The sequence below is a fragment of the Pseudomonas sp. GL-RE-29 genome (assembly GCF_019947275.1).
In the GTDB taxonomy this organism is placed as follows: domain Bacteria; phylum Pseudomonadota; class Gammaproteobacteria; order Pseudomonadales; family Pseudomonadaceae; genus Aquipseudomonas; species Aquipseudomonas fluorescens_A.
This window is the reverse complement of the sequence record NZ_JAGYGD010000040.1, coordinates 31,282-53,564: the sequence shown is the minus strand read 5'-3', so window position 1 is coordinate 53,564 and position 22,283 is coordinate 31,282. Positions and strand designations below refer to the sequence as shown.

Genomic DNA, 22,283 nt, shown 5'->3' with positions numbered 1-22,283 from the left:
TGCTCCCGCTGGACGGCGAAGCCGTCCCCAAAAGCGGCGGCTGCTTCGCAACCGATCGGGAGCAAGCTCCCTCGCCACAGAGTTCTAGCGGTTGGAGTCAAGCACTTCTAACGCCTGAACAACCTCACCAAACCCCGGTCGATTCAACACATCCGCCTGACAGCAGCGCTGCTGCAAATCTTCCAGTCGCATGCGCGCCTCATCACTCAACCCCGAATCGATCCGCTCCAGCAATTCCCCCAACAAAACCCCGAACGCCCGCACCTCAATGCGTTGCAAGGCACGGCTCTCCAGGTTGTCCGCCGTGGCATGGAAAGACGCCGCGCCAAAGTCGCCCAGCAGGCAATCGCCATGTTCGTGGAACAGAATATTGTGACCGTAGAGGTCACCGTGGGTGATGCCCTGGTTGTGCAGGTGCTCGGCCACCGAAGCGATGCCACGGGCGATGCGCAGGGCGGCTGCGGCACTGAACCGGGTGTCGTCGGCGTAGACGTCCCGGCTGCAGGACGCCAGGCTCGGCAGCCCGGCGAGGTTGCGATAGCTCGGCTCGATCAACTGCATCACCAGCCCGGCCGTTTGTTGCGGATGGTCGACAATCTGCCCTTCAACCCGGATCAGGTTAGGGTGAATGCCAGCGGTGATGCAGGCGTTCATTTCGTGCAGCGGCGAGCCATCGCTGGTCATTTCACCCTTGTAGAGCTTCACCGCGACCGGGGTGGTGGATTGGTCCGGTTTTGTCCATGTAGCCCGATGGATCACGCCCGAGGCGCCTTCACCCAGTTGCTGCTCCAGGTGCAGATCCGACCAGGGAATACTCGCCGTCGCTTGCAGGGCGGCTTCGGTTTCCAGCGGATTGCCGGCGTAGGCCAGCCAGGTCAGGCTCGGCAGGGTCAGCAGCCATTCCGGCAATTCGGTCAGTTGGTTGGCGGCGACGCGGATCAGCTCGAGTCGATGGCAGTCACGCAGACTCTCTGGCAAACGCTGCAACTGATTACCGGCGAGCATGAGTTTTTGCAGGTGCGGGCGTTCGCCCAGTTCGCTCGGCAGCTCACGCACGCAGTTGTCGGTCAGGATCAGCCAACGCAGCAACGGCGGCAGCGCCTCGCCCGGCACCTGTTCGATGCGGTTGGCCTTGAAGCCGACCATGGTCAATGTCGCGCATTGACCCAGGCAGACGGGCAGCTCGGTAAACCGATTGTCCGAGCAGAACAGCACGCGCAAACGGGTCAGACGGTGCAAGTCGTCGGGCAGGCTGCTCAAGGCGTTGCCACTGAGGTTGAGCACTTCCAGGGAATCGGCGAGGTCGAAGATTTCCTGGGGGAACTCTGTCAGGCCGTCGCTGAGGTCCAGGCGAGTGATGCCTGCCAGCGTGCCGGCGCGCAGTTGGGCTAGGGTGTGCATGAACGGGGTTCGCTATTGATCGAATGAATGGGCGGCATGATAGCCGAGTAAGGCCAAATCGCACCTGTAGGAGCTGCCGCAGGCTGCGATCTTTTGATCTATACCTATTCCTCCCGCACTTCCACCAACTGCCCCAACCGACTACGCGTACGCGCCAGGTCGATGGCATCGCCGCCCAGGCTTTCGCATAACGAGCGTTCCCCAAGCAGAATCAGATGCGTGTCCTGATCGTACAAAACATCGATCAGGTTGATGAAGCGCTGCTGGGCGGCAATCGTGCAGTCGGCCAGGTTCGGCAACTGGTCGATGATCCAATGATCGAAGCGCCGGCACAGTTCCAGATAATCCATGACCGCGGTCGGGTGGTCGCACAGATCGGCGAAGGTAAAGCCGATGGTGCGTCCTTCGCAGTAGCGGGCGGGTAAATGGCGAGTGCCGACGGGCAGCGCAATGGCCGGCGCATCGGCGGCTGGCAGGTTCGACGCCCGACGCTGCGACAGCGAACCAGGCCAGACGTATTGGCCCTGGGTAAACACTTGCTGCGCGTGGGTCCTGGCCTGACTGCGGTAATCGTGCGGTCCGCCGACTTCCATGACCTGCATGCGCGCGTTGATCAGGTCGATCACCGGTTTGAAGCGCGCGTGGTAGAGCGGGTTGGGCAGCAGGCCTTCCGGCGGGTAGTTGGAGGTGACCAGTAGCAATATGCCCCGGCGGAACAACGCTTTGAACAACCGCGTGATGAGCATCGCGTCGCCGATGTCATGGACGTGAAACTCGTCGAAACACAACACCCGACAATCGCGCAGCAGCTCATCCAGCGTGGTCGACAGTGCGTCCGGCTGGTCGCGATGGCTGAACATGCCCTGATGCAACCGGGCAAAAAACTCATGGAAGTGCAGGCGCTGTTTTTCCGCGAGGGGAATGGCCTGGAAAAAACCGTCGAGCAGCCAGCTTTTGCCACGACCGACGGCACCATGCAGGTAGAGTCCGGGCAGGGTTTTCGCGCCGGCACCCAGCAGCGTTGTTGCGTGTTGCGCCATGCAGTCGATCACGCGTTGTTGGCTGTGGCTGAGGGTGTAGCCCTGGGAATGGGCCTTGTGGTGAAAGTAGTCGTGGATGACCCGACCCGTCGCGACACCACTGGCGGGCGCAGCCTTGCCGAAGAGGCGGCGCAGTGACGGCCAGCGTGGTGTGAGACGCGAGCGGTTGGGCGGTCGAACGGTCACTGTAATGTCATCCCCATCTTCAGGCAGGCTCCCGACCTGCGGCGGCATAGTGTAACCAGAGGGGGGAATTCGCTTCCAGTTGTGTACGCGGGACTAAAGGCGTTTCTTGGACAAGATATTGCGGTGTGTACAGTTAATTTCGCGCTACTTCGCGGTGGATTTCAGTCGTGATCAGACAAAATCACTTCTCTTTAAAGCAACCGATTTCGCGACCCGACTGGCGAATTTCCGACGCATTGCTAACCTGTTTTTTACAGGACACCCCACAAAAGGAACGGGGCCGTGAATGGACGTTTGCTGTTGGCAGTCATGGGCGCAGTGCTCAGTGCGACGGTGTTGGCCGCCGATCTCCAGGTGCAGGTGCGGGTCGATGTGCAGCGCGGCTGCCAGTTGGTCGGGCAGCAACGCAACGCGGGCGTCGAGCAACTGGGTGTGCTCGATTTCGGCAGTACCGCGCGGTTGGATGATCCCGCCGGGCCGCTCGGCGCGGCACTAATGAACGAGCGCCTGCCACGGCTCGAATGCAACCCTGATACCCCTTATCAATTACGCGTCGATGGCGGCCTGCATGGCGGCGTTGGCGACGTGCGTTACATGGCGGGCAACGCCGAACACAGCAAACCCATTCCTTATCGGCTCTATCAGGACCCGGCGCGGCGCATTCCGCTGGCGGTGGATGTGCCGATCAGCGGCCGTGTGCCGGACACCGGCTCGGTGGATTTGCCCTTGTATGCCCGCATCGAACCCTTGGCGGAGATTCCCAGGGTCAGCCGTTATTCGGACCTGGTGAAGGTCACTGTCAGCTGGTAAGCGCATTCGCAGCAATCAGTCCGGCGCAGTCCGGGTTGTGCAGGGAAGGGGGCGTTCGCGGACGAACGACCGTTTTTTCAATCCTGGAGGCATTGGGATCGGCGTGATGACAAGCATGTTCTTGAGGGTTATCACCGCGAGCGCACTGGTCTTTCCGGCCGGTGTCGCGCAAGCGGCCGTCAGTGGGCAGATCCACGCGCGACTGACCATCACCGCCGGTTGCGAAGTGACCAATGGCGCCAGTTCCGATAGCCCGGTCAGCGACTTCGGCACCCTCGATTTCGGCGCGCAAGGACCGACCTGGGATAACCCGATCAAGGCCAGTCTCAGTGAAAGCGGCAGCGGCAAGCTGAACGTGGCCTGCAATCCGTCGGTCACCGGTTTCACCGTCACCATCGATGGCGGCACCCATGGCGACGGCACCATCCGGCGCTTGAGCAACGGTGCACGAACCATTCCCTATCAGTTGTTCCTCGATGCCTCCGGCAACCGGAGCTACAGCATCGGCCAACAACACAATTTCGCTGTCACCAGCGGGGCGCAGGTACCGATTCCGGTATTCGGCTCGGTGGTGGCGAATACCCGCGCGCTACCGGCCGGTGTCTATACCGACACCCTGACGGTGACGCTCGACTGGTAAACCTGTAGAGGACGGACACCATGCACACGTTTGTATCAAGGATAGGTTTGTCATTGCTTGGCCTGACGCTGGCGTCCGGCGTTCAGGCGGCCACTACGGTCACCGGCCAGATCACCTCCAGCCTGGTCCTGACCAGCAGTTGTCAGGTCAACGGTGCCAGCGGTTCCAGCAACCTGAATTTCGGTACGTTGAACTTCGGCAGCACCAACAGCCTGTTCACCACCAGCAACGCGCAAGTCCTGGGCGGTGGTGGCGGGGCACTGTCGATTCTCTGCTCCAGCGGCACCACGCCAACGGTCAAGGTGCGCGCCGGTGCCAACGACGGAAAATCTCCCGGCGGCACTCGCGCGTTGTTCGACGGCGTTGCCAATTACGTGCCTTACGACCTGTACACCGACGCCGGGCACTCGCAGCTGTTGGCGATTGACGGGGTGATCAACCTGGCTGCCAGCACCGGCGTGGCGCAGACCGTGAACATCTACGGTCAGGCGGTGGGCAAGGCCGGACTGCCGGCTGGCACTTACTCCGACACCATTTCCGTTGAACTGACGTTCTAGGGCGATGAATCGCCATGGCGGTGCCGCGCTGCTCTTGCTCTGCGCTGGCGCTGTGCCGTTGCCGCTGGCGGCGGTGACCAGTCAGAGCTTCCAGGTCAGCGCCACGGTGACGCCGGGTTGTCTGATCGTCGGCGGGGTTTCCAACTACGGCAGCCTGAATTTCGGCAACCAGTCCGCGCTGGCCACGGGCACGGTGCAGGTAGCGTTGACCGGCGCAGTGCAGTTGCAGTGCACGCCGGGCGTGACCCTGAACATGACGGTCGATGGCGGTCAGTACAACAGTGGCGGGCGGCACATGCAGCTTTCCACCGGCAATAACCGCGTGACCTATGCGTTGTTTCGCGACGCGGCGTACAGCCAGAGCCTGGGAATCGGCCAAAGCGTGGCGGTGGCTTACAGCGATGCCAACAACATCCGCCTGCCGATTTATGGTCAGGTGCAGTTACCGGGCAATCAGCCTGGGGGGACGTACAGCGATGTGCTGCAGGTGCAGCTGTCGTGGTAACGGGACGGTTTGATCATAAGGAGTTGACCTATGTATCCACCTTCGCAGCGACTGTCGGTCGTGTTTTTTACGGTGTTGGCGCTGCAGGGGGCGGCCAGGGTGCAGGCGGCCAGTTCGGTACTGATCTGGCCGATCGATCCGGTGCTGGAGGCTGATCAACAGGCCAGCGCCTTATGGCTGGAGAATCGCGGTAACGAGACGGCCAACCTGCAAATTCGCGTGTTTGCCTGGAGCCAGAGCGGCTTCAGCGATCAATACCAGAACCAGCGCGACGTCATCGGCAGCCCGCCGGTGGCGAAGATCGAGCCGGGCCAGAAGCAGTTGGTACGCCTGACTCGCACCCGGGAAATCCCGCCGGGGCAGGAACTGGCCTACCGCATCATCATCGACGAAATCCCATCGGCGAAACCGCTTGCCGCTGAAGACGGAAAAACCGCCGCAGCGATCCGTTTTCAGATGCGCTACTCGGTGCCGCTGTTTGCCTACGGCGCCGGCCTGTGGAGCAAGGAAGACACCACCCGCCAGCGTGATCCCAAAGGTGTGGGCCTGCCGGATTTGAGCTGGCGCACGGTCGCGGTGGACGGGCGCTCCTATGTGGAAGTGCGCAACCAGGGCGCGGTACATGCGCGCCTGACCGACGTGGCGCTCAAGCAGGGCGGCCAGTCCAGGCCTTTGGTGGACGGATTGCTCGGCTATGTGTTGCCCGGCGCGATCATGCGTTGGCCCGCGCCCGGCCCGATTGCCGGCGACCCGGCATTGCAGGTGCGGGTCAATGGCGCGCCGCAGGTTCAGAGTATTGCGCCGGCGCGGTGAAGCACCTGTTTGTTGTGGCGAGGGAGCTTGCTCCCGCTGGGCTGCGAAGCGGCCCTACTTACGAGCCGCAAGCGCTGCCTGATACACCGCGTTGAATGGATTGACGGCTGCTGCGCAACCGAGCGGGAGCAAGCTCCCTCGCCACAGGTGTAAGTGCAGTCAGGTGAGGTAGAAGGAGGACAAGGTCCAATGACGGACAGGCAGCGCTAATGGCCCACGCTTTGGCTCGCAGTCTACGGTGTCCGTTATGGGCCATGTGCTGTGGATGTTGCCTGGTGGTCAATCATCACGCAGAGGCCGGTGACCTGCCGCCTCCGCCCAGTGGCATGGAGGCTGTTGCCGATGCGCAGTTGTTTCTGGAACTGGTGGTCAACCAGATGAATACCGGCCGGGTTGTGGCGGTCGAGCAGCGCCACGGGCAGTTCTTCGTGCCGTCCAGCGCGTTGCAGGAGACAGGCATGAAATTGCCCGCCGACATCGGCGCCGAAGTCGGCCTCGACAGCCTGCCTGGCCTGCACAGCGAGTACGACAGCAATGGTCAGCGCCTGCTGATAGACGTACCGCCAGACTGGCTGCCGGAGCAGTTTATCGGCCGCCGCGAAGCCTACCCGCGCACCCCGGTCCTGAGCAGTTTTGGCGCCTTATCCAACTACGATCTGTACCTCAACGACACCGATGATGCCGGCACCTACCTGGCGGCGTGGAACGAAGTGCGGCTGTTCGACAGTTGGGGCACGTTGTCCAACACAGGGCAATACCGCCGCACAATGGCGGGTGATTCGCTCAACGCCCTGGACAATCGCTACCTGCGCTACGACACCACCTGGCGCTATTCCGATGACGAGCGCTTGTTGACCTACGAAGCCGGCGATCTGGTCAGCGGTGCATTGCCCTGGACCAGTTCGGTGCGCCTGGGCGGGGTGCAGTGGTCGAGGGATTTCGCGGTGCGTCCGGATCTGGTGACCTATCCCTTGCCGCAGTTCGCCGGGGAGGCCGCGGTGCCGTCGTCGGTGGATCTGTTCATCAATGGCTACAAATCCAGCAGCGCCGACCTGCAACCGGGCCCCTACACGCTGACCAATATTCCGTTCATCAACGGTGCCGGTGAAGCGGTGGTGGTCACCACCGATGCCTTGGGCCGACAGGTCTCCACCACCGTGCCGTTCTACGTCACCAGCACGTTGCTGCAAAAAGGCTTGAGCGATTTTTCCGTGGCCGCCGGCACCTTGCGTCAGGACTACGGTCTGCGCGATTTCAGTTACGGCCCCGGTGCCACATCCGGCAGCATGCGTTATGGCCTGAGCGACAACTTCACCGTGGAAAGCCACGCCGAAGCCTCGGACAGCCTGGCCCTTGGCGGCGTCGGCGGCAACGTACGCCTGGGCAATTTCGGCGTGCTCAACACCGCCATCAGCCAAAGCCGCTTCGAGGGTGACAGTGGCCAGCAACTGAGCCTCGGCTATCAGTACAGCAGTCAGCGCTACAGCTTTTCCTGGCAGCGCCTGCAACGTCGCGATCGATACGCCGACCTCACTCTGGTCGACAGCGCCTACACGACACTGAGCAAACGCAGTGAACAGGCGACCCTGAGCCTGAACCTGGACGATTGGGGCAGCCTGGGCGCCGGTTACTTCGACGTGCGCGCGGCGGATGATTCGCGCACTCGTTTGCTCAACCTGACCTGGAGCAAACCGTTGTGGCGCAGTACCAGTTTTTACCTTTCAGCCAACCGCGAAATCGGCGACAGCAATTGGGCGGTGCAGGCGCAACTGGTGATCCCGTTCGACCTGCGGGGCAGCCTGGCCATCAGCAGCGAACGCAGCAACACCGGACAAACCCAGCAGCGGGTCAATTACAGCCGCGCCGTGCCCACGGAAGGTGGGGTCGGTTTCAACCTGGGTTACGCCCAAGGTGATGGGCCAGCCTATCGTCAGGCCGACGTCACCTGGCGCCTGCAATCGGTGCAATTGCAGGCCGGCGTCTACGGCAACAGCGACGCCGAAACCCGTTGGGCCGATGCCAGTGGGGCGCTGGTCTGGATGGACCGCCAAGTGTTCGCCGCCAATCGTATCGACGACGCCTTTGTGGTGGTCAGCACTGATGGCTACGCGGACATCCCCGTGCGCTACGAAAACCAGCAGGTCGGCCAGACCGATCGCAACGGCCATTTGCTGGTGCCGTGGAGCAGCGCCTATTACCGCGGCAAATACGAAATCGATCCGCTGAACCTGCCGGCCAACGTGCGCAGTCCGAACGTCGAGCAACGCATCGCGGTGCGCCGTGGCAGCGGTTATCTGCTGGAGTTTCCACTGACCCGGGTGATTGCCGCGAGCATCGTGCTGGTGGACGCGCAGCAGCAGAACCTGCCCTTGGGCAGCGGCGTGGTGCACCTGCAAAGCGGCACGCAAACCGTGGTGGGTTGGGACGGTCTGGTGTACCTGGAAAACCTGCAGTCGCAGAACAGTTTGCAGGTGAGTCTGGCGGATGGGAAAACCTGTCAGGTGCAGTTCGCCGTCGACCCCAAACAGGATCAGATCCCTCTGATCGGGCCATTGGTGTGTCAATGAAAATCCTGAAATGGCTGATGCTGCTGACACTGTGGCTGCCGGGTTCGGCATGGGCCTTGTGCTCGGTGGTCGGTACCACACCGGCATCGTTTGGCTCGGTGAGTTCGATTGCTGTGCGCAACACTTCGCAGCCCAGTTCGACATTGAACGGTGGCTTGAGTTGCACGGGTTCACTGCTGTCATTGCTGACCAGCAGCGACCACTTCTGGGCCACCGTCACCTCGACCCAGAGCGGTTTGCGCGGGCCCACTGGCGATGTCATTGGCTACTCGATCTACGCCAACAACAGCACCGCTTTCCCAATAACGCGCGGCACGGCCTATGACTTTGCCCGCAACGGTATTATCGATGCCCTGGGATTGCTCGGCAGCGTGGTGCCGAAAACCGTCCCGCTTTACTTCGGTACGATCACTGGCAGCAACATTGCGGCTGGGGTTTATACGGAAACCCTGAGCATTTTCTGGAACTGGAATTACTGCTCGGGCATTGGCATTGGCAGCGTGTGCCTGGGCCGCGATGTCAATAACGGCACCACCACGCTGACAGTCAATTTGACGGTGACCAACGACTGCCTCATCACCGCGCCGAACATCAGTTTTGGCAGCGCGCCGGTGGTCAGCGCTTTCACGGCGGTCACCGGGCAGACCATCAACCTGAACTGCACCAAGGGCAGTGCCTACACCGTGGGCTTGAATGACGGGCAGAACGCAGCGAGTGTAGGCGGGCGCCGACGGATGATTTCGGGGAGCAATTACCTGGCGTATGACATCTTCAAAAGCGCCGGTTCGACCCGCTGGGGGAATGTGGCCGGGGCGCGTCGGGCCAGCTCGGATGCGGAGGTCAATCCGGGTAACGGGTTGGGTAATGGCAGCCAGATCTTCAATTACAACGCGAAGATTTATACCGATCAGAGCACGCCGCCGGCGGGGACTTATGTGGACAATGTGATTCTTGATGTGGGGTTTTAGGAAAAAGATCGCAGCCTACGGGGGGACGCGTACCTGTAGGAGCCGGCTTGCTGGCGATGGCGTTAGTTCAGGCGCTGCGATGTCCACTGAACGACCGCAATCGCCAGCAAGCCGGCTCCTGCAGGGAAACGGTGAAGATCAGAAATTCACCGTCTGCCTGAGCATCTGCGCCGCCGGCGTATCCGCCGGGCTGACCATCGCATAGTTATAACCACCCCCCGACCAGTACTCCGCCTGCAACCCGTCATCACGCCGACTCCCCCGCGGCAGCAGGAAGTTTTTCGGTCCCGGCGGGCGCACGTAGAAGCTGATCTTGTGCCCGCCTTGATCCTCGTAAACCACCATCGCCGCCGGTCCTTGCTCGGTGCTGAGCAAGCGCCCGCTGACCGGTTTGAACCCGGCACCGGCCAGGTCGGGCAAGCGATTGGCCTGGGTGAAATAGCGGTCAAGCCAACCCTGCATATCACCGTCGTCGCTAGCCTTGTAGTCCGCCGGAAGGAGGCCTTGCTGGGCAATCAATCGATAAGCCTGCAAGGCATCGGCCATCGGCAGCGGGGCACTGGCGAGCGTCATTTCCCGCGCCTGCCAGCCACTGAAACCGCCGACGCTGACGGCGATCAGCAACATCGCAGCACTCGCGAGGTGGCGACGGGATTGGCGTTTCAGGCGCTGGCGAATCAGCCCAGGGTCGAAGTCCGGGTTGGCAGGCTGCTTCAAGGCACCGCTCAGGGCTGCGCGCAGTTGCTGGGCATCCTGCTGCCAGGCGCGCACTTGTGCGGCAACGTGCGCGTTGTTCGCCAGAAAAGTTTCCACCAGCGCGCGGTCAGCGTCGTTGAGTTGGTGGTCGACGTAAGCGTGCAGGTCGCGCTCGCTCGGGGGCATGCTGATCATTTGAGTCTCCGCAGGGAAGGGCGGGTGATTTCGCCATCGCTGAGTTGGCGCAGAGCCTGACGGGCCCGGGACAGGCGGGACATCACGGTACCGGTGGGTACGTCGAGAATCTCCGCGACCTCTTTGTAACTCAGGCCTTCGACCGACACCCAAAGCAGCAGCGCGCGCTGTTCGGTGGGCAGTTGATCGAAGGCGTTGAGGGTCGATTGCGCAATAACGGTGCGCTCCACGGAAGGCTGCGCATCGTCGCGCCCGGTAAAGAATTCGAGCATCCGCGCATAACGCCGGGAGCGTCGGTGAGCGTCGAGAAACTGCCGATAGAGAATCGAAAACAGCCAGGCGCGCAGGTCGCCGTCAGGTCTTTTGTCGCCCCAACGCGACAACGCCCGCTCCAGGCACGACTGCACCAGATCGTCAGCGCTGCTGGGGTTGCGCGTCAGTGACACGGCAAACCGGCGCAGCCTGGGAATGATTTCTCTCAGTTGTTCGTCGATGTCATTCATGAAGTTCTGACTAGTCACTACGCTCTGGACTAGGAAGACGCCCGATAACGGAGGTTATTCCACGCCTGAAAAAATAAATACCGCACGATGGAATAAACCCTCGTGGGGTTCGTCTGCTTGGTTCTTCTCACTTGTGGCCGATGGCCCTGGAGCTCTTCATGGTAGATCGATCATCACCGCCCACCCGGCCACCCCTGAGTACCGCGAGTCTGATTTTTCGTCTGGCGGGCATCGCCGTGGTCGTCGCCGTCGTGGCCGGGGCGTTTGCCTACGTCAACGGCACGCTTGACCCACAGCGCCTGACGCCGAAAAAACTCATCAATGTGCTGGAAACCAACAACGGCGTGCATCCCGGATTCCGCCGTAATCATTCCAAGGGCGTGTGCGTGATCGGCCATTTCGAAAGCAGCGGCGAGGCGCGCAGCTTTTCCACCGCCCAGGTGTTCAACGAGGCGCGGACCCCGGTGGTGGGGCGTTTCGCTTTGCCGGCGGGTAATCCGTATGCGCCGGACAGCGCCGTGCCGATCCGCAGCCTGGCGTTGCGTTTCAATCAGGCCAACGGCCAGCAGTGGCGCACCGGGATGAACAGCATGCCGGTGTTCCCGGTGGGCACGCCCGAGGCGTTCTATCAATTGCAGCAAGCGCAATCGCCGCTTCCGAGCACTGGTAAACCGGACCCTGCGGCGGTGCCGGCGTTCTTTGGTTCGCACCCGGAAGCCGCGCCGTTCCTGGCCTGGATCAAGACCGCCAAACCGTCGGCCAGCTACGTGACGGAAACCTACAACAGCGTCAACGCGTTTTACCTGGTAAACGCCACCGGGCAACGCCAAGCAGTGCGCTGGAGCATGGTGCCCGTGGCTCAGGACGCACCGGGCGCCACGGCAGCGGAAGGCAGTGACTATCTGGAAAAAGACCTGGTTCAACGCATCGCCGCCGGGCCGTTGCGCTGGAATTTGAACATCACCCTGGCCAACCCCGGCGACCCGGTCAACGACGCGAGCAAGGCCTGGCCCGAAGGCCGAAAGGTGCTGAACGCCGGCACCCTGGTCCTTGAAAGCACCCAGCCACAACTCAATGGCGAGTGCCGTGACATCAACTACGACCCGCTGGTGTTGCCGGCCGGGATCGAAGGTTCCGACGACCCGCTGCTCACCGCGCGTTCCGCCGGTTACGCCACGTCCTACCTGCGTCGCACCAGCGAAGTCAGCCAGTTACCCGCCGCCAAACAGGAGGCCAAGCAATGAGCGCCCAACCGAACCACTTCGTTCCACTGGCGCGTCTGCTGCACTGGCTGATGGCGCTGATGATCATTGCCATGCTGTTTATTGGCGCGGGGATGGTGGCGTCCGTGTCAGAACGCCATGAGTGGCTGATCAATCTGCACAAGCCATTGGGCGTTGCGATTCTGTTGCTGGTGATCGTGCGTCTGGTTGTGCGGTTCTCCACTAAACAGCCTCCATTACCCGCGGACTTACCGAGTTGGCAAGCGCTGGCCGCCAAGGTATCCCATGTCTTGTTGTACGCCTTGATGTTGATTCTGCCGCTGTTGGGTTGGGCGATGATCTCCGCGTCGGGCGAACCGGTGATGCTCAGCAGTTCAGTGCAACTGCCATCGATCGTGTCTGCAAATGCGCAGGTGTTTGCGTTCCTGCGCAAAGCCCACGGATACCTGGCGTATTTGCTGTTTTTGACGGTGTTGCTGCATTTGGCGGCGGCGTTGTTTCACACCTGGGTTCGGCGTGATGATGTGCTGGACAGCATGTTGCGGGGTAAGGATCACCCCTGAACTGCGCGATACATACGGCCTATGCAGGAGCTGCCGAAGGCTGCGATCTTTTGATCTTGATCTTTAAAAGCAAAGTCAAAAGATCGCAGCCTGCGGCAGCTCCTACAGATTGATGTGTTCCCCTACCTGTCAATGTTGACAGTTTCGCCCTCTCGAAAAGACGCGTTCAATGCTCAAAGACTGCAGTGACCGGAATGAGGTCAGTCGAACAGCACTGATCTTGTTATTCAGGGAGATGAATCATGTTCAAAATTGCAGGTGCGCGTTGTATGCGGAGTGTTTTTTTCGCAGTTTCAATTGGGGCGTTGGCTGTTCTGCTAGGCGCCTGTGCACATTCACCGATGAGTGAGGAAAGTAAACAAAAAAGTTGGGTGGTCGAGCGTGTAAATGAAAAGAGTACAGCCGAGCTGTACGAGGATTTGATAGCGCCAGCGGTTTTCGAAAGATCAAGTTCAAAAGTGATTGATGGTTATACAGTAGAGAGCGGTAATTTACTGATGCCGGACAAGACAGTAGGGTCATTGGTTACGGTCAGGTCTGGTAGTGGGAGTTTGACTGCATTTATAGAGAGCTCCTCAAGAAAGGGAGTGCTCGTGATTAACAGTAAAGGTGAAAGTCGTTTTACGCCCTATACCTCTAAAGATTATTCAATACTCGACACAGTGCCAGGAGAGGCGTTGGAGAGAACTGTCGAACCAGCGAAAGCAGCAGATGAATACGCGATTGATATGTTGATTGGGTACTCGCGCGAAGCAGTATTAGTTGCTGGTGGTGATGCGACTTCCAATGCGTTGGCTCAGGTGGAAAGTGTGAATTTGGCATTGCGCAACTCGCTTGTTAATAATGTTTTTATGAGGTTGGCAGGGGTGCAAATAGTTAATACGAATTACTCAATGACAACCGAGACCCTAAGACAATTACCAGGAATACTTTCGGTCGGGACGCAAGCATTTAGACCGGATATGTTTTTTGGTGTTTTCGCTCCCCACCCAGATGATACCGCCGCTGGATGGGGAACTACTCCGGGCAGGGCGGCTATCGGTCATGTTAGTGACGGTTGGATATTTCGCCACGAGATTGGACATAACTTAGGTGGTGTTCACTGTCCTGAACTGTTCGGTGGTTATAAGTTTGGCTTCAAAAATGGTAAATCTGGAACTATTCAATGCGGAGAAGACAGTCCTTTCTATTCAACTCCGCAGGTGAAAGATGCGCATGGCCTGCCTCGAGGCAACGTAATTACTGCTGATATGTCCAGGATGTGGCGTGAATCTGGTCCGAGGTTATCTTACTATGCTCTACCTTTTGTAGGGGAGCGGTTTTCATTTCAAAGCCTGAACGGCTCTTCGGATTCGATTCTAGAAATCAGGATGCCTGCCAGGTACCAAGCTGGCGTTGTTGCCTTGAACAGCGCTGAAGGTCCAACCGAATTAGCACCCGCTCCAAAAGGATATGCGCGATTGACAGTGAAATTGAAAAATGATGCGGGTGACGAACGAGAGGTTAATTTACGGGCGGAGCGATTTATCGGCGGATGTGAGTGGTTTGCTATGAATGCATATGTAGCATGTCCTTTTTCAGGAAGTACTGCTAATAAGCTTTATTTAAAACTAAGCTATAACGTCGGTGATAATCCGACATTGCCAGCTTCAGTTTATAACGGGGTTTTGAGATTGGAAGCTCGGAATTTACTTGGCAGTTGGAGGGCGCCTGTTGTTGTACTTATGTCAATTGCTGGTGGTCGCTAAGGTACTTTTGGCGGGCCGCGAGGTATCAATTGGCCTGACCTTCAAGAAGGTCAGGCCTGAAAAACGTTAATTTACCGCAGCGTATCAACCATCTCCGCCACAGTCGTCAAAACATCCTTCCCCAACTGCTTCGACCGCTTCCCCGACCACCCCGTCAACGGATTCGGATGATCGTCGTGATCTTTGAACGGCATTTCCAGGGTCAGCGACAGGCAGTCGTACTTCTGGCCAACGCTGTTGCATGCCAGGGTCATGTTGGCTTTACCCGGTTCGTCGCGGGTGTAGCCGTGCTTGGTCTGGAAGTCTTTGGTGGTGCGCTTCAGGTGGCTACGGAAGTGCTCTTCGAGTTTTTCGATCCGTGGCGTGTAGCCTGGATTACCTTCGCACGCGGCCGTGAACACATGAGGGATTTCCTCGTCACCGTGTACGTCGATGAACAAATCGACGCCGTACTTTTCCATCTGCTGCTGTACGAAAAAGACTTCCGGGCTGATTTCCGGGCTGGCGTTCTGCCAGGCGCGGTTCAGGTCCTGGCCCATGGCGTTGGTGCGCAGGTGACCGTGGAAGGCACCGTCCGGGTTCATGTTCGGCACCAGGTACAGATCGGCGCTGGCCAGCAGTTTGTTCAGCACCGGGTCGTCGCGATGTTCCAGGCGTTCGATCACGCCTTCCATGAACCACTCGGCCATGTGTTCGCCGGGATGTTGCTGGGCGATGATCCATACCTTGCGCTGGCCATCGGCGCCGGTGCCTTTGCGCAGTAACTGAATGTCGCGACCTTCGATGCTCTTGCCGGTGGCCAGCAGTTCGGTGCCGGCCTTGGTCAGTGCCTGCTCGATCAGCCAGTCGTGACGACCCCGGCTGTAGGGTTCGAAATAGGCGAACCAGGCGTGGGTCTGGGTGGCTTCCAGGCAGAAGCGCAGGCAGTCGCCTTCGAAGATGGTCGGTACGCGGAACCAGTTAACGTGATCGTAAGAGGCGACGGCTTGATAACCGTCCCAGGCCTTGTTGTAGGAAGACTGACTGGCATTGTTCAGACGAAACCAGTGTTCCTGTCCGACGTGCAGGCCGCTGGCTTTGAAGTGGAACCATTGGAAGTGGTTGCTTTTGGTGTCGGGGCGGATGGCCAGCAGTGGCTTGAGCGGGTCGCTGAGGTCGATAACCTGGATGTTGCCGCTGTCGAAATTGGCACTGATGTCGAGTTTAGCCACGGTCGGGTTCCTGTTTGAGATTTTATGGCGGCTACTTTACACGCAAGACAAGGGGGTTAGCAGCGCGGGAAAAATCGATTCATCCTCGCCGTTAAGCGCTTCTTCAAGCGTAGCGATCATCCGTGTTACCACCAGCACCGTTTTGGGGCCGCCAGGTTACAGGATGGGGCGTTTCAACTCGATCCAGTCAGGCTTTCGTACTCTTGGCCGGCATCGTTCATACAAGATAAGTCAGCCCAATCAAACACATGCATTGCTTGGCCGGAATCTGGCACGTCCTGTGCTTTATTGGCTTTATGGATAATTGGATACAAAAATACAAAAGGTGCAGCCGATGAAATTCGCCCCTGTCTATTCCGAGCGCCAGCCCATCACCGCCGAGGAGGAGGCCTACAACTTTCTCCTGGAGGCGATATGCAAAGGGCGTTACCGCACCGGCGAACGGCTGATTGCCGAGGACATTGCCGGCGAAATCGGCATGAGCCGCATGCCGGTGCGCGAAGCGTTCCGGCGCCTGGATGCCGAGGGACTGGTGACGCTGCGGCCTAACCGTGGCGCCATCGTCCGTGGCTTGAACATCGATGAAATGCGTGAAGTGTTCGAGATGCGCAGCGCCTTTGAAGGCCTTGCCATCCGCGTGGCGGTGCCGAAGCTCAGCGAGCGCCATTTCAGTCATCTGGAGCGCTTGCTCGACGAAATGGACGACTACCGCGAAGACGGTGCCGAGTGGGTCAGCCGCCATCGCGCCTTTCACGAATACCTGTGCAGTTTGAGTGAGCGTCCGCGCCTGATGCGGCAGATATCCGCGTTGTATTCGGTGATCGAACCGCACATGCGCCTGTGGCTGCAACACGCCGACAAACCCCGCAGCGCCCGGGACGAGCACGCCTCGATTGTCGCCGCACTGCGTTCCGGCGACCCGGACAAGGCCGCGCAAGTCGTGTGCGAGCACATCGAGGGCACCATCCCGCGACTGATTCAATTTCTCGAAGCCCACCAATAAACCAATAACACCCCCCCTGTAGGAGCTGCCGAAGGCTGCGATCTTTTGACTTTAAAAAACAACATCAAAAGATCGCAGCCTTCGGCAGCTCCTACAGGGACATCCGTTGCAGCCAACTGGAGTCATGCCATGCACAAGCCTTGCGCGTTAGTTGCCGTGTTCACCTTGAGTCTGTGTTCGCAATGGGCGTTCGCCGCCCCCGAGTTACCCGAGCGCTTGAGCAAGAGCGAGAAGATCGTTTACTGCTCCGGCATGGACTCGCCACCGCTGGTGTCGTTTGACCTGAAGCAAAAACCGGTGGGGCTGCAGGTCGACATGGGCGAGGCGATTGCCCAGCGCCTGGGTGACAAGAAAGTCGAATGGCGAATCTCGCCCTTCGCCGGGCTGATCCCGGCGCTGCTGGCGCAACAGTGCGACATGATCGTCGACCAGTTGTTCGACAAGCCCGAGCGTCGCGAGGTGATCGACATCGTCAACTTCATGTATTCCAGCCAGTCCATCGTGGTGCCCAAGGGCAACCCGAAATCGGTGAACACGCTGGAGGATCTGTCCGGGCTCAAGGTCGCGGTCAGCAACGGTTCGACCATCCGCGTGCTGCTGGGCAAGGAAAACGAAAAACTCGAAGCGGCTGGAAAACCGCCGATGAAACTGGTGGTGTACAACGTCGACGCTGATGCTTTTCAGGCGCTGCGCATCAACCAGGTAGACGCTTTCGGCACCACGGTCGAGTCCGCCGGACACTATCAGCAATTGGCCCCGGACCTGTTTCAATCCGCAGTCCCGGCCTTCAACCGCATCCTCACCGGTTTCGGCGTGCGTAAAAGCGATCCACAGCTGACGGTCGCGTTGACCGAAGTCTTGCAAGGCATGCGCGCCGATGGCAGTTACAGCGCGCTCCTCAGTAAATGGCATGTCGACAGCGACAAACTGGACTGAGGGCGAACCTGATGAACTTCAATTGGGATGTGTTCTGGCAGTACCTGTTGCAGCCCAGCGATGTCTACCTGACCGGGCTGTGGCTGACCTGCGTGATCAGCGTTTCGGCGATGTTGCTCGGTTGTGTTTTGGGCCTGATCGCCGCGTTGATGAAGCTGTCGAGCAACCCGCTGTTGCAGTACCCGGTGCGTTTTTATGTGTGGCTGATGCGCGGCACGCCGTTGTTGGTGCAGATCGTTTTCCTGTACACGGCATTGGCGGCGGGGGGGATTTTCCGCTTTGAAGACTTGGACCTGGGCTGGTTCATTGTGCCGGGCAATATTCAGGCCGCGATCATCGCCCTGGGCCTCAATGAAGGCGCGTACATGGCCGAGATCATTCGGGCCGGCATCGGCGCGGTGGACAAGGGTCAGTACGAAGCCGGGCGTTCCCTGGGCATGACGTTTCCCAAGCTGATGCGGCGGATCGTCCTGCCGCAAGCGTTCCGGGTGATCGTGCCGCCGCTGGGTAACGAGTTCAACGTGATGCTGAAAAACACCACGCTGGTCAGCGTTATCGGCGTGCAGGAACTGCTGCTGAGTACGCAAATGGTGACGTCGGCGACCTTCCGTGTGTTCGAGTTATACCTGGTCGTGGCCATCTACTTCCTGGCCTTGACCACGCTCTGGGGCTTTTTCCAGCGCTGGCTCGAAGCGCGCTTCGGCCAGTCTGATCGTCCGGCACCGGCGGCGAGTCGCATGTTCGGCCGCAACACCATGAAACTGCTGAGAGGGCGTTGAGATGGCGCACATGAGTGAAGAACTGGTCATCGAAGCGCTGGATGTTCACAAGTCCTTTGGTGACCTGGAAATTCTCAAGGGCATTTCCCTGCAAGTGCGACGGGGCGAAGTGGTGGTGCTGATCGGCGCTTCCGGTTCCGGCAAAACCACCTTTATCCGCTGCATCAATTTGCTTGAAGACATTCAGTCAGGACAGATCCGCGTCGGCGGCCGGCCGATGGGTTACCGCACCCGCGCCGATGGCAGCCTGGCCCGTGACTCGGAACGCAACATCGCACGACAGCGCCGGGACATCGGCATGGTGTTCCAGCGCTTCAATTTGTTCCCGCACATGACCGCCCTGGAAAACATCATCGAAGCGCCGATCCAGGTGCTGGGCGTGGCGCGCGCGGCGGCGGTGGAACAGGCGCGGGCGTTGCTCAAGCGCGTCGGGTTGGCGGAGAAGGCTGATCACTATCCGTCGATGTTGTCCGGCGGCCAGCAGCAGCGGGTGGCGATCGCCCGGGCACTGGCGATGAAGCCGCAGGCGATGCTATTCGACGAACCCACCAGCGCCCTCGATCCCGAGACGGTGGGCGAAGTGCTGCAAGTGATGAAGGAGCTGGCCGAGGAGGGCATGACCATGGTCGTAGTCACCCACGAAATGGGCTTTGCCCGCGAAGTGGCCGACCGGGTGGTGGTGCTCGATCAAGGTGAACTGATCGAGCAGGGCTCGCCCGAGCAGATATTCAGCCAGCCCAAGCACGCCCGTACCCGCGCTTTTCTCAGCCGCGTGCTGTGAGTCCATCAAACAAATTTGTGTGAGTCCTGCCATGTTCAAATTTTCTGCCCACGAGTATCCCTACGCCTCACAACGTCAAAGTGTCTTCGCCAAGCGCGGCATGGTCGCCGCCTCACAACCGCTGGCCGCCGAGGCCGGGATTGAAATCATGCGTCGCGGTGGCAACGCCATTGATGCGGCCATTGCCACGGCAGCGGCGCTGACTGTGGTCGAGCCCACCGGTTGCGGCATCGGCGGTGACGCTTTTGCGCTGGTGTGGACGCAAAACAAACTGCACGGTTTGAACGCCAACGGCACGGCGCCGCAGGCCCTGAGCATCGAGGCGGTGAGAGCCGCCGGTCATGAAAAAATGCCATTGCATGGCTGGACGCCGGTGACGGTTCCGGGTTGTCCGTCGGCCTGGGCGGAGTTGTCGACGCGCTTCGGTCGTCTGCCTTTTGCCGACTTGCTGCAACCGGCCATCAGCCTGGCGCGGGATGGCTTTCCCGTGTCGCCGGTGGTTGCGTTGCAGTGGCAAACCGCGCTGGAGGATTTCACCCCCGACCGCAGCGACGTGCTTGAGAGCTGGTTCGAAACCTTTCTGATTGACGGCCGTGCACCTCGAGCCGGTGAACTGTTCCGCAACCCGGCCCAGGCGAAAACCCTGAGCGAGCTGGCCAACACCGGTTGCGAAAGCTTGTATCGCGGGGCGCTGGCGCAACGACTGGACGCACATTCGCGGGCCACGGGTGGTTATCTGCGCGCCAGTGATTTGCAGGATTACCGCGCAAACTGGGTTGAGCCGATCAAGGTCAATTATCGCGGTGTCGATGTCTGGGAAATTCCGCCGAGCGGGCAGGGGCTCGTGGCGTTGATGGCGTTGAAAATGCTCGAAGGTTTCGACTTCGATCACCGTGACAGTCAGCAAACCTGGCACCGTCAACTTGAAGCGATGAAGCTCGCCTACAGTGATGGTTTGCACTACATCACCGACCCGGAACACATGCGCGTTGCGGTGGCGGATTTGTTGAGCGACCACTACGCGGACCATCGTCGCGCGCAGATCGGTGAGCAGGCCGTGGCGCCGCAGCCGGGCGACCCTCACGCCAGCGGCACGGTCTACCTGGCGACCGCCGACGCGGAAGGCAACATGGTTTCGTTCATCCAGAGCAACTATCACGGTTTCGGCTCAGGCGTCGTGCTACCCGACAGTGGCATCGCCCTGCAAAATCGCGGAGAAGAATTCAGCCTCGATTCCGAACATGCGAACTGCCTGGCACCGGGCAAAAAGACTTTCCACACCATCATCCCGGGATTTCTCAGCAAGGACGGTGTGGCAATGGGGCCTTTTGGCGTGATGGGTGGCTACATGCAGCCGCAGGGGCATGTGCAGATGGTCATGAACCTGGTGGATTTCGGGCTCAATCCCCAGGCAGCCCTGGATGCCCCGCGATGGCAGTGGCTGGGCGGATTGAAGGTCGGTATCGAGCAGAACGCTTCACGGGATATGGCGGCAGCATTGGCGCGCCGTGGGCATGATGTGCAAGTGGTCTGCGACCTGACCAGTTATGGGCGAGGGCAGATCATTTTGCGTGATCCTGAAACCGGTGTGCTGTGTGGCGGTACTGAACCGCGAGCGGACTCACACATTGCGGTGTATTGAGGGGGGCGTCCTCCTTGACGCGGTCGCAGCTTAGAGGCTATGCGATTGATTCTCAAGTGCTATTTGTCATTAGTTTGGCCCAATGATGTCGGGCTTCCCTTGCCAACAAATATTCTTTTGATATCATCCGCGCCATCGAATTTGCGACACCCAAAGACTTCATTAGCCTGAAGCCATAAGCCAGAAAACTGGCAAAAAAAGACCCGGCAAAAAGCCGGGTCAAAAACCGTGATTAGCCTGATGAGGAGATAGTCCAAGAGGCCGACCTAAGGTCCCTTGGTCCATCGACTGATCTCGCGACCAGCTGATGCAATAATAATCATTCTCGTTTGCAAGTCAAATGATTTTATCTGCGCGATTGGAAAACTCTTTCCAGTCCTCCCCCTGATTGTGTTCGCTTCAACCGTTCTGATGTCCCTCCAGGGACCGGTCTACCATGGCTTTGGCCATGTCGATCATATGCACCGCCGAAAACGCCAGGTCCCGATTGGAACCCAGCAAGTGATTGGCTGACTCGTACGCCGTGGCTGCTGCGCAACGCAACAGATCCGACGCATGCACCAGCGCTTCTTCGCTGCTGATGTTGCGGTTCACGTCAAAGAAACGTTCGTCGGTCCCTTCCCCTGAAACAGCTGGTTTCAAGTAGTAGTCCAGTGCTCGCTGGGCTGCTGCAGAGCCCTGGGGTGAGGTAAGAGAGGTGTCGATTTGCAGGTCAGGCAGGTCGTTGGCGGGTTGGGTCATGGTGATGGCAAAGCTCCGTGATAGATTCTGATCCGTGAATTCATCCTAGTACGATCTGTATTTGTGACCATAATTTAAATACTACAATTTGTGTTTTGATGGCCGGAGACTGCCACGTATCGTGCCGCACATGGATAAATGGATTGAATTGGTCAAGGCCAAGATGAGTGAACTCAAAGTCACTCAGGAAATACTCGCCGAGCGCCTCGGGATGTCCCAGGGTGGGGTCGGCCATTGGCTGAACAAACGCCGTCAGCCCGGGCTCGATGACATGAATCGTGTCTTGCAGGCGCTGGGCCTGGAGTTTCTCGAAGTGGCGCTGGTGATCAGGGAGCCGGCTGACTCACAGGACGACGGCATTTGCCTGACACACAAGTACAACCCGTACTTCCGCTACCCGGTCAGCGACTGGCGCGAGACGGCTGAAGTGCGTGATGGAGACGCGGCGCAGTATCGTTTCGAATTATCGGACTACCACGCCCGAGGCGCGGCGTTCTGGTTGACGGTGGTGGGCGATGCGATGACCGCCCCCAGTGGCCTCAGCATTGGCGAGGGCATGTTGATTCTGGTGGATCCGGACGTGGAAGCGCTGCCAGGCAAACTGGTTATCGCGCAATGGCCAGACAGCAGCGAGGCGATCTTTCGCAAGCTGATCGAAGAGGGCGGGCAGCGTTACCTGGTTCCGCTCAATCCGACCTATCCGAAAGCTCTTTACACCCAAGAGTGCCGAATTATCGGCGTGGTGGTTCAGGCGACAGCCAAATTCTAATCAGAT

At 59.5% G+C, this 22,283-nt stretch carries 22 protein-coding genes; 16 read left to right on the top strand and 6 right to left on the bottom strand.

Annotated elements, in window-relative coordinates:
• Nucleotides 1-84 precede the first annotated feature (84 nt).
• The gene (locus KGB21_RS25515) at nucleotides 85-1,401 is read right to left on the bottom strand and encodes a leucine-rich repeat-containing protein kinase family protein (protein ID WP_223507081.1); all 1,317 of its coding nucleotides are present in this window, start codon (nucleotides 1,399-1,401) and stop codon (nucleotides 85-87) included.
• Nucleotides 1,402-1,505: 104 nt separating this feature from the next.
• Complete coding sequence (gene zapE, locus KGB21_RS25510) at nucleotides 1,506-2,627, bottom strand: cell division protein ZapE (RefSeq protein WP_223507080.1); 1,122 nt, start codon at nucleotides 2,625-2,627, stop codon at nucleotides 1,506-1,508.
• Between the two features lie 309 nt (nucleotides 2,628-2,936).
• On the opposite strand from zapE, the gene KGB21_RS25505 reads away from it, so the two are divergent.
• From KGB21_RS25505 to KGB21_RS25475, 7 genes are all read left to right on the top strand, one after another.
• Nucleotides 2,937-3,437: a spore coat U domain-containing protein gene (locus KGB21_RS25505; RefSeq protein ID WP_263386330.1), complete on the top strand. Its 501-nt coding sequence runs from the start codon at nucleotides 2,937-2,939 to the stop codon at nucleotides 3,435-3,437.
• A 106-nt stretch (nucleotides 3,438-3,543) separates the two neighbouring features.
• Nucleotides 3,544-4,077 (top strand): spore coat U domain-containing protein, encoded by a 534-nt coding sequence (locus tag KGB21_RS25500; RefSeq protein WP_223507078.1) that lies wholly within the window; start codon nucleotides 3,544-3,546, stop codon nucleotides 4,075-4,077.
• A gap of 20 nt (nucleotides 4,078-4,097) precedes the next feature.
• Nucleotides 4,098-4,634: a spore coat U domain-containing protein gene (locus KGB21_RS25495; protein WP_034146856.1), complete on the top strand. Its 537-nt coding sequence runs from the start codon at nucleotides 4,098-4,100 to the stop codon at nucleotides 4,632-4,634.
• Nucleotides 4,635-4,638: 4 nt separating this feature from the next.
• Nucleotides 4,639-5,139 (top strand): spore coat U domain-containing protein, encoded by a 501-nt coding sequence (locus KGB21_RS25490; RefSeq protein ID WP_223507077.1) that lies wholly within the window; start codon nucleotides 4,639-4,641, stop codon nucleotides 5,137-5,139.
• Between the two features lie 30 nt (nucleotides 5,140-5,169).
• Complete coding sequence (locus KGB21_RS25485; protein ID WP_223507076.1) at nucleotides 5,170-5,952, top strand: molecular chaperone; 783 nt, start codon at nucleotides 5,170-5,172, stop codon at nucleotides 5,950-5,952.
• A 209-nt stretch (nucleotides 5,953-6,161) separates the two neighbouring features.
• On the top strand, nucleotides 6,162-8,519 hold the full coding sequence (locus tag KGB21_RS25480; protein WP_223507075.1) for a fimbria/pilus outer membrane usher protein: 2,358 nt from the start codon (nucleotides 6,162-6,164) through the stop codon (nucleotides 8,517-8,519).
• Nucleotides 8,516-9,487 carry a spore coat protein U domain-containing protein gene (locus tag KGB21_RS25475; RefSeq protein WP_223507074.1) on the top strand — a complete coding sequence of 324 codons (972 nt, stop codon included), beginning with the start codon at nucleotides 8,516-8,518 and terminating at the stop codon, nucleotides 9,485-9,487. Before KGB21_RS25480 ends, KGB21_RS25475 begins: the two co-directional genes overlap by 4 nt.
• A gap of 138 nt (nucleotides 9,488-9,625) precedes the next feature.
• Here the strand turns inward: KGB21_RS25475 and KGB21_RS25470 are convergent, their stop codons facing one another.
• Entirely contained in the window at nucleotides 9,626-10,378 is a 753-nt protein-coding gene (locus KGB21_RS25470; RefSeq protein ID WP_223507073.1) for an anti-sigma factor family protein, read from the bottom strand.
• Nucleotides 10,375-10,881 carry a sigma-70 family RNA polymerase sigma factor gene (locus KGB21_RS25465; RefSeq protein ID WP_034146862.1) on the bottom strand — a complete coding sequence of 169 codons (507 nt, stop codon included), beginning with the start codon at nucleotides 10,879-10,881 and terminating at the stop codon, nucleotides 10,375-10,377. The genes KGB21_RS25470 and KGB21_RS25465 overlap by 4 nt, the downstream gene beginning before the upstream one ends.
• A 158-nt stretch (nucleotides 10,882-11,039) precedes the next feature.
• On the opposite strand from KGB21_RS25465, the gene KGB21_RS25460 reads away from it, so the two are divergent.
• From KGB21_RS25460 to KGB21_RS25450, 3 genes are all read left to right on the top strand, one after another.
• Nucleotides 11,040-12,125, top strand: a complete 1,086-nt coding sequence (locus KGB21_RS25460) for a catalase family peroxidase (protein WP_223507072.1) — start codon at nucleotides 11,040-11,042, stop codon at nucleotides 12,123-12,125.
• A complete protein-coding gene (locus tag KGB21_RS25455; protein WP_223507071.1) occupies nucleotides 12,122-12,667 on the top strand; it encodes a cytochrome b in 546 nt (181 codons plus the stop codon). The genes KGB21_RS25460 and KGB21_RS25455 overlap by 4 nt, the downstream gene beginning before the upstream one ends.
• 242 nt (nucleotides 12,668-12,909) lie before the next feature.
• Entirely contained in the window at nucleotides 12,910-14,415 is a 1,506-nt protein-coding gene (locus KGB21_RS25450; protein WP_223507070.1) for a hypothetical protein, read from the top strand.
• A gap of 71 nt (nucleotides 14,416-14,486) precedes the next feature.
• Here the strand turns inward: KGB21_RS25450 and KGB21_RS25445 are convergent, their stop codons facing one another.
• The gene (locus tag KGB21_RS25445; protein ID WP_223507069.1) at nucleotides 14,487-15,626 is read right to left on the bottom strand and encodes a M14-type cytosolic carboxypeptidase; all 1,140 of its coding nucleotides are present in this window, start codon (nucleotides 15,624-15,626) and stop codon (nucleotides 14,487-14,489) included.
• 334 nt (nucleotides 15,627-15,960) lie between these two features.
• Here KGB21_RS25445 and KGB21_RS25440 point away from each other — a divergent pair, with 334 nt between their 5' ends.
• The 5 genes from KGB21_RS25440 to KGB21_RS25420 all read left to right on the top strand — a co-directional run bounded on the left by KGB21_RS25440 (nucleotide 15,961) and on the right by KGB21_RS25420 (nucleotide 20,767).
• Nucleotides 15,961-16,629 (top strand): GntR family transcriptional regulator, encoded by a 669-nt coding sequence (locus tag KGB21_RS25440; protein ID WP_223507068.1) that lies wholly within the window; start codon nucleotides 15,961-15,963, stop codon nucleotides 16,627-16,629.
• 129 nt (nucleotides 16,630-16,758) lie between these two features.
• Nucleotides 16,759-17,565: an ABC transporter substrate-binding protein gene (locus tag KGB21_RS25435; RefSeq protein ID WP_223507067.1), complete on the top strand. Its 807-nt coding sequence runs from the start codon at nucleotides 16,759-16,761 to the stop codon at nucleotides 17,563-17,565.
• An 11-nt stretch (nucleotides 17,566-17,576) separates the two neighbouring features.
• The gene (locus KGB21_RS25430; RefSeq protein WP_223507066.1) at nucleotides 17,577-18,344 is read left to right on the top strand and encodes an amino acid ABC transporter permease; all 768 of its coding nucleotides are present in this window, start codon (nucleotides 17,577-17,579) and stop codon (nucleotides 18,342-18,344) included.
• Nucleotide 18,345: 1 nt separating this feature from the next.
• Complete coding sequence (locus tag KGB21_RS25425; RefSeq protein WP_223507065.1) at nucleotides 18,346-19,125, top strand: amino acid ABC transporter ATP-binding protein; 780 nt, start codon at nucleotides 18,346-18,348, stop codon at nucleotides 19,123-19,125.
• 31 nt (nucleotides 19,126-19,156) lie between these two features.
• Nucleotides 19,157-20,767: a gamma-glutamyltransferase family protein gene (locus KGB21_RS25420; RefSeq protein WP_223507064.1), complete on the top strand. Its 1,611-nt coding sequence runs from the start codon at nucleotides 19,157-19,159 to the stop codon at nucleotides 20,765-20,767.
• 399 nt (nucleotides 20,768-21,166) lie between these two features.
• Here KGB21_RS25420 and KGB21_RS25415 read toward each other — a convergent pair whose 3' ends face one another.
• Entirely contained in the window at nucleotides 21,167-21,508 is a 342-nt protein-coding gene (locus KGB21_RS25415) for a DUF6124 family protein (RefSeq protein ID WP_223507063.1), read from the bottom strand.
• Between the two features lie 130 nt (nucleotides 21,509-21,638).
• Between KGB21_RS25415 and KGB21_RS25410 the strand changes: the two genes are divergently transcribed.
• On the top strand, nucleotides 21,639-22,277 hold the full coding sequence (locus KGB21_RS25410; protein ID WP_223507062.1) for a LexA family protein: 639 nt from the start codon (nucleotides 21,639-21,641) through the stop codon (nucleotides 22,275-22,277).
• The last annotated feature ends 6 nt before the right edge of the window (nucleotides 22,278-22,283 follow it).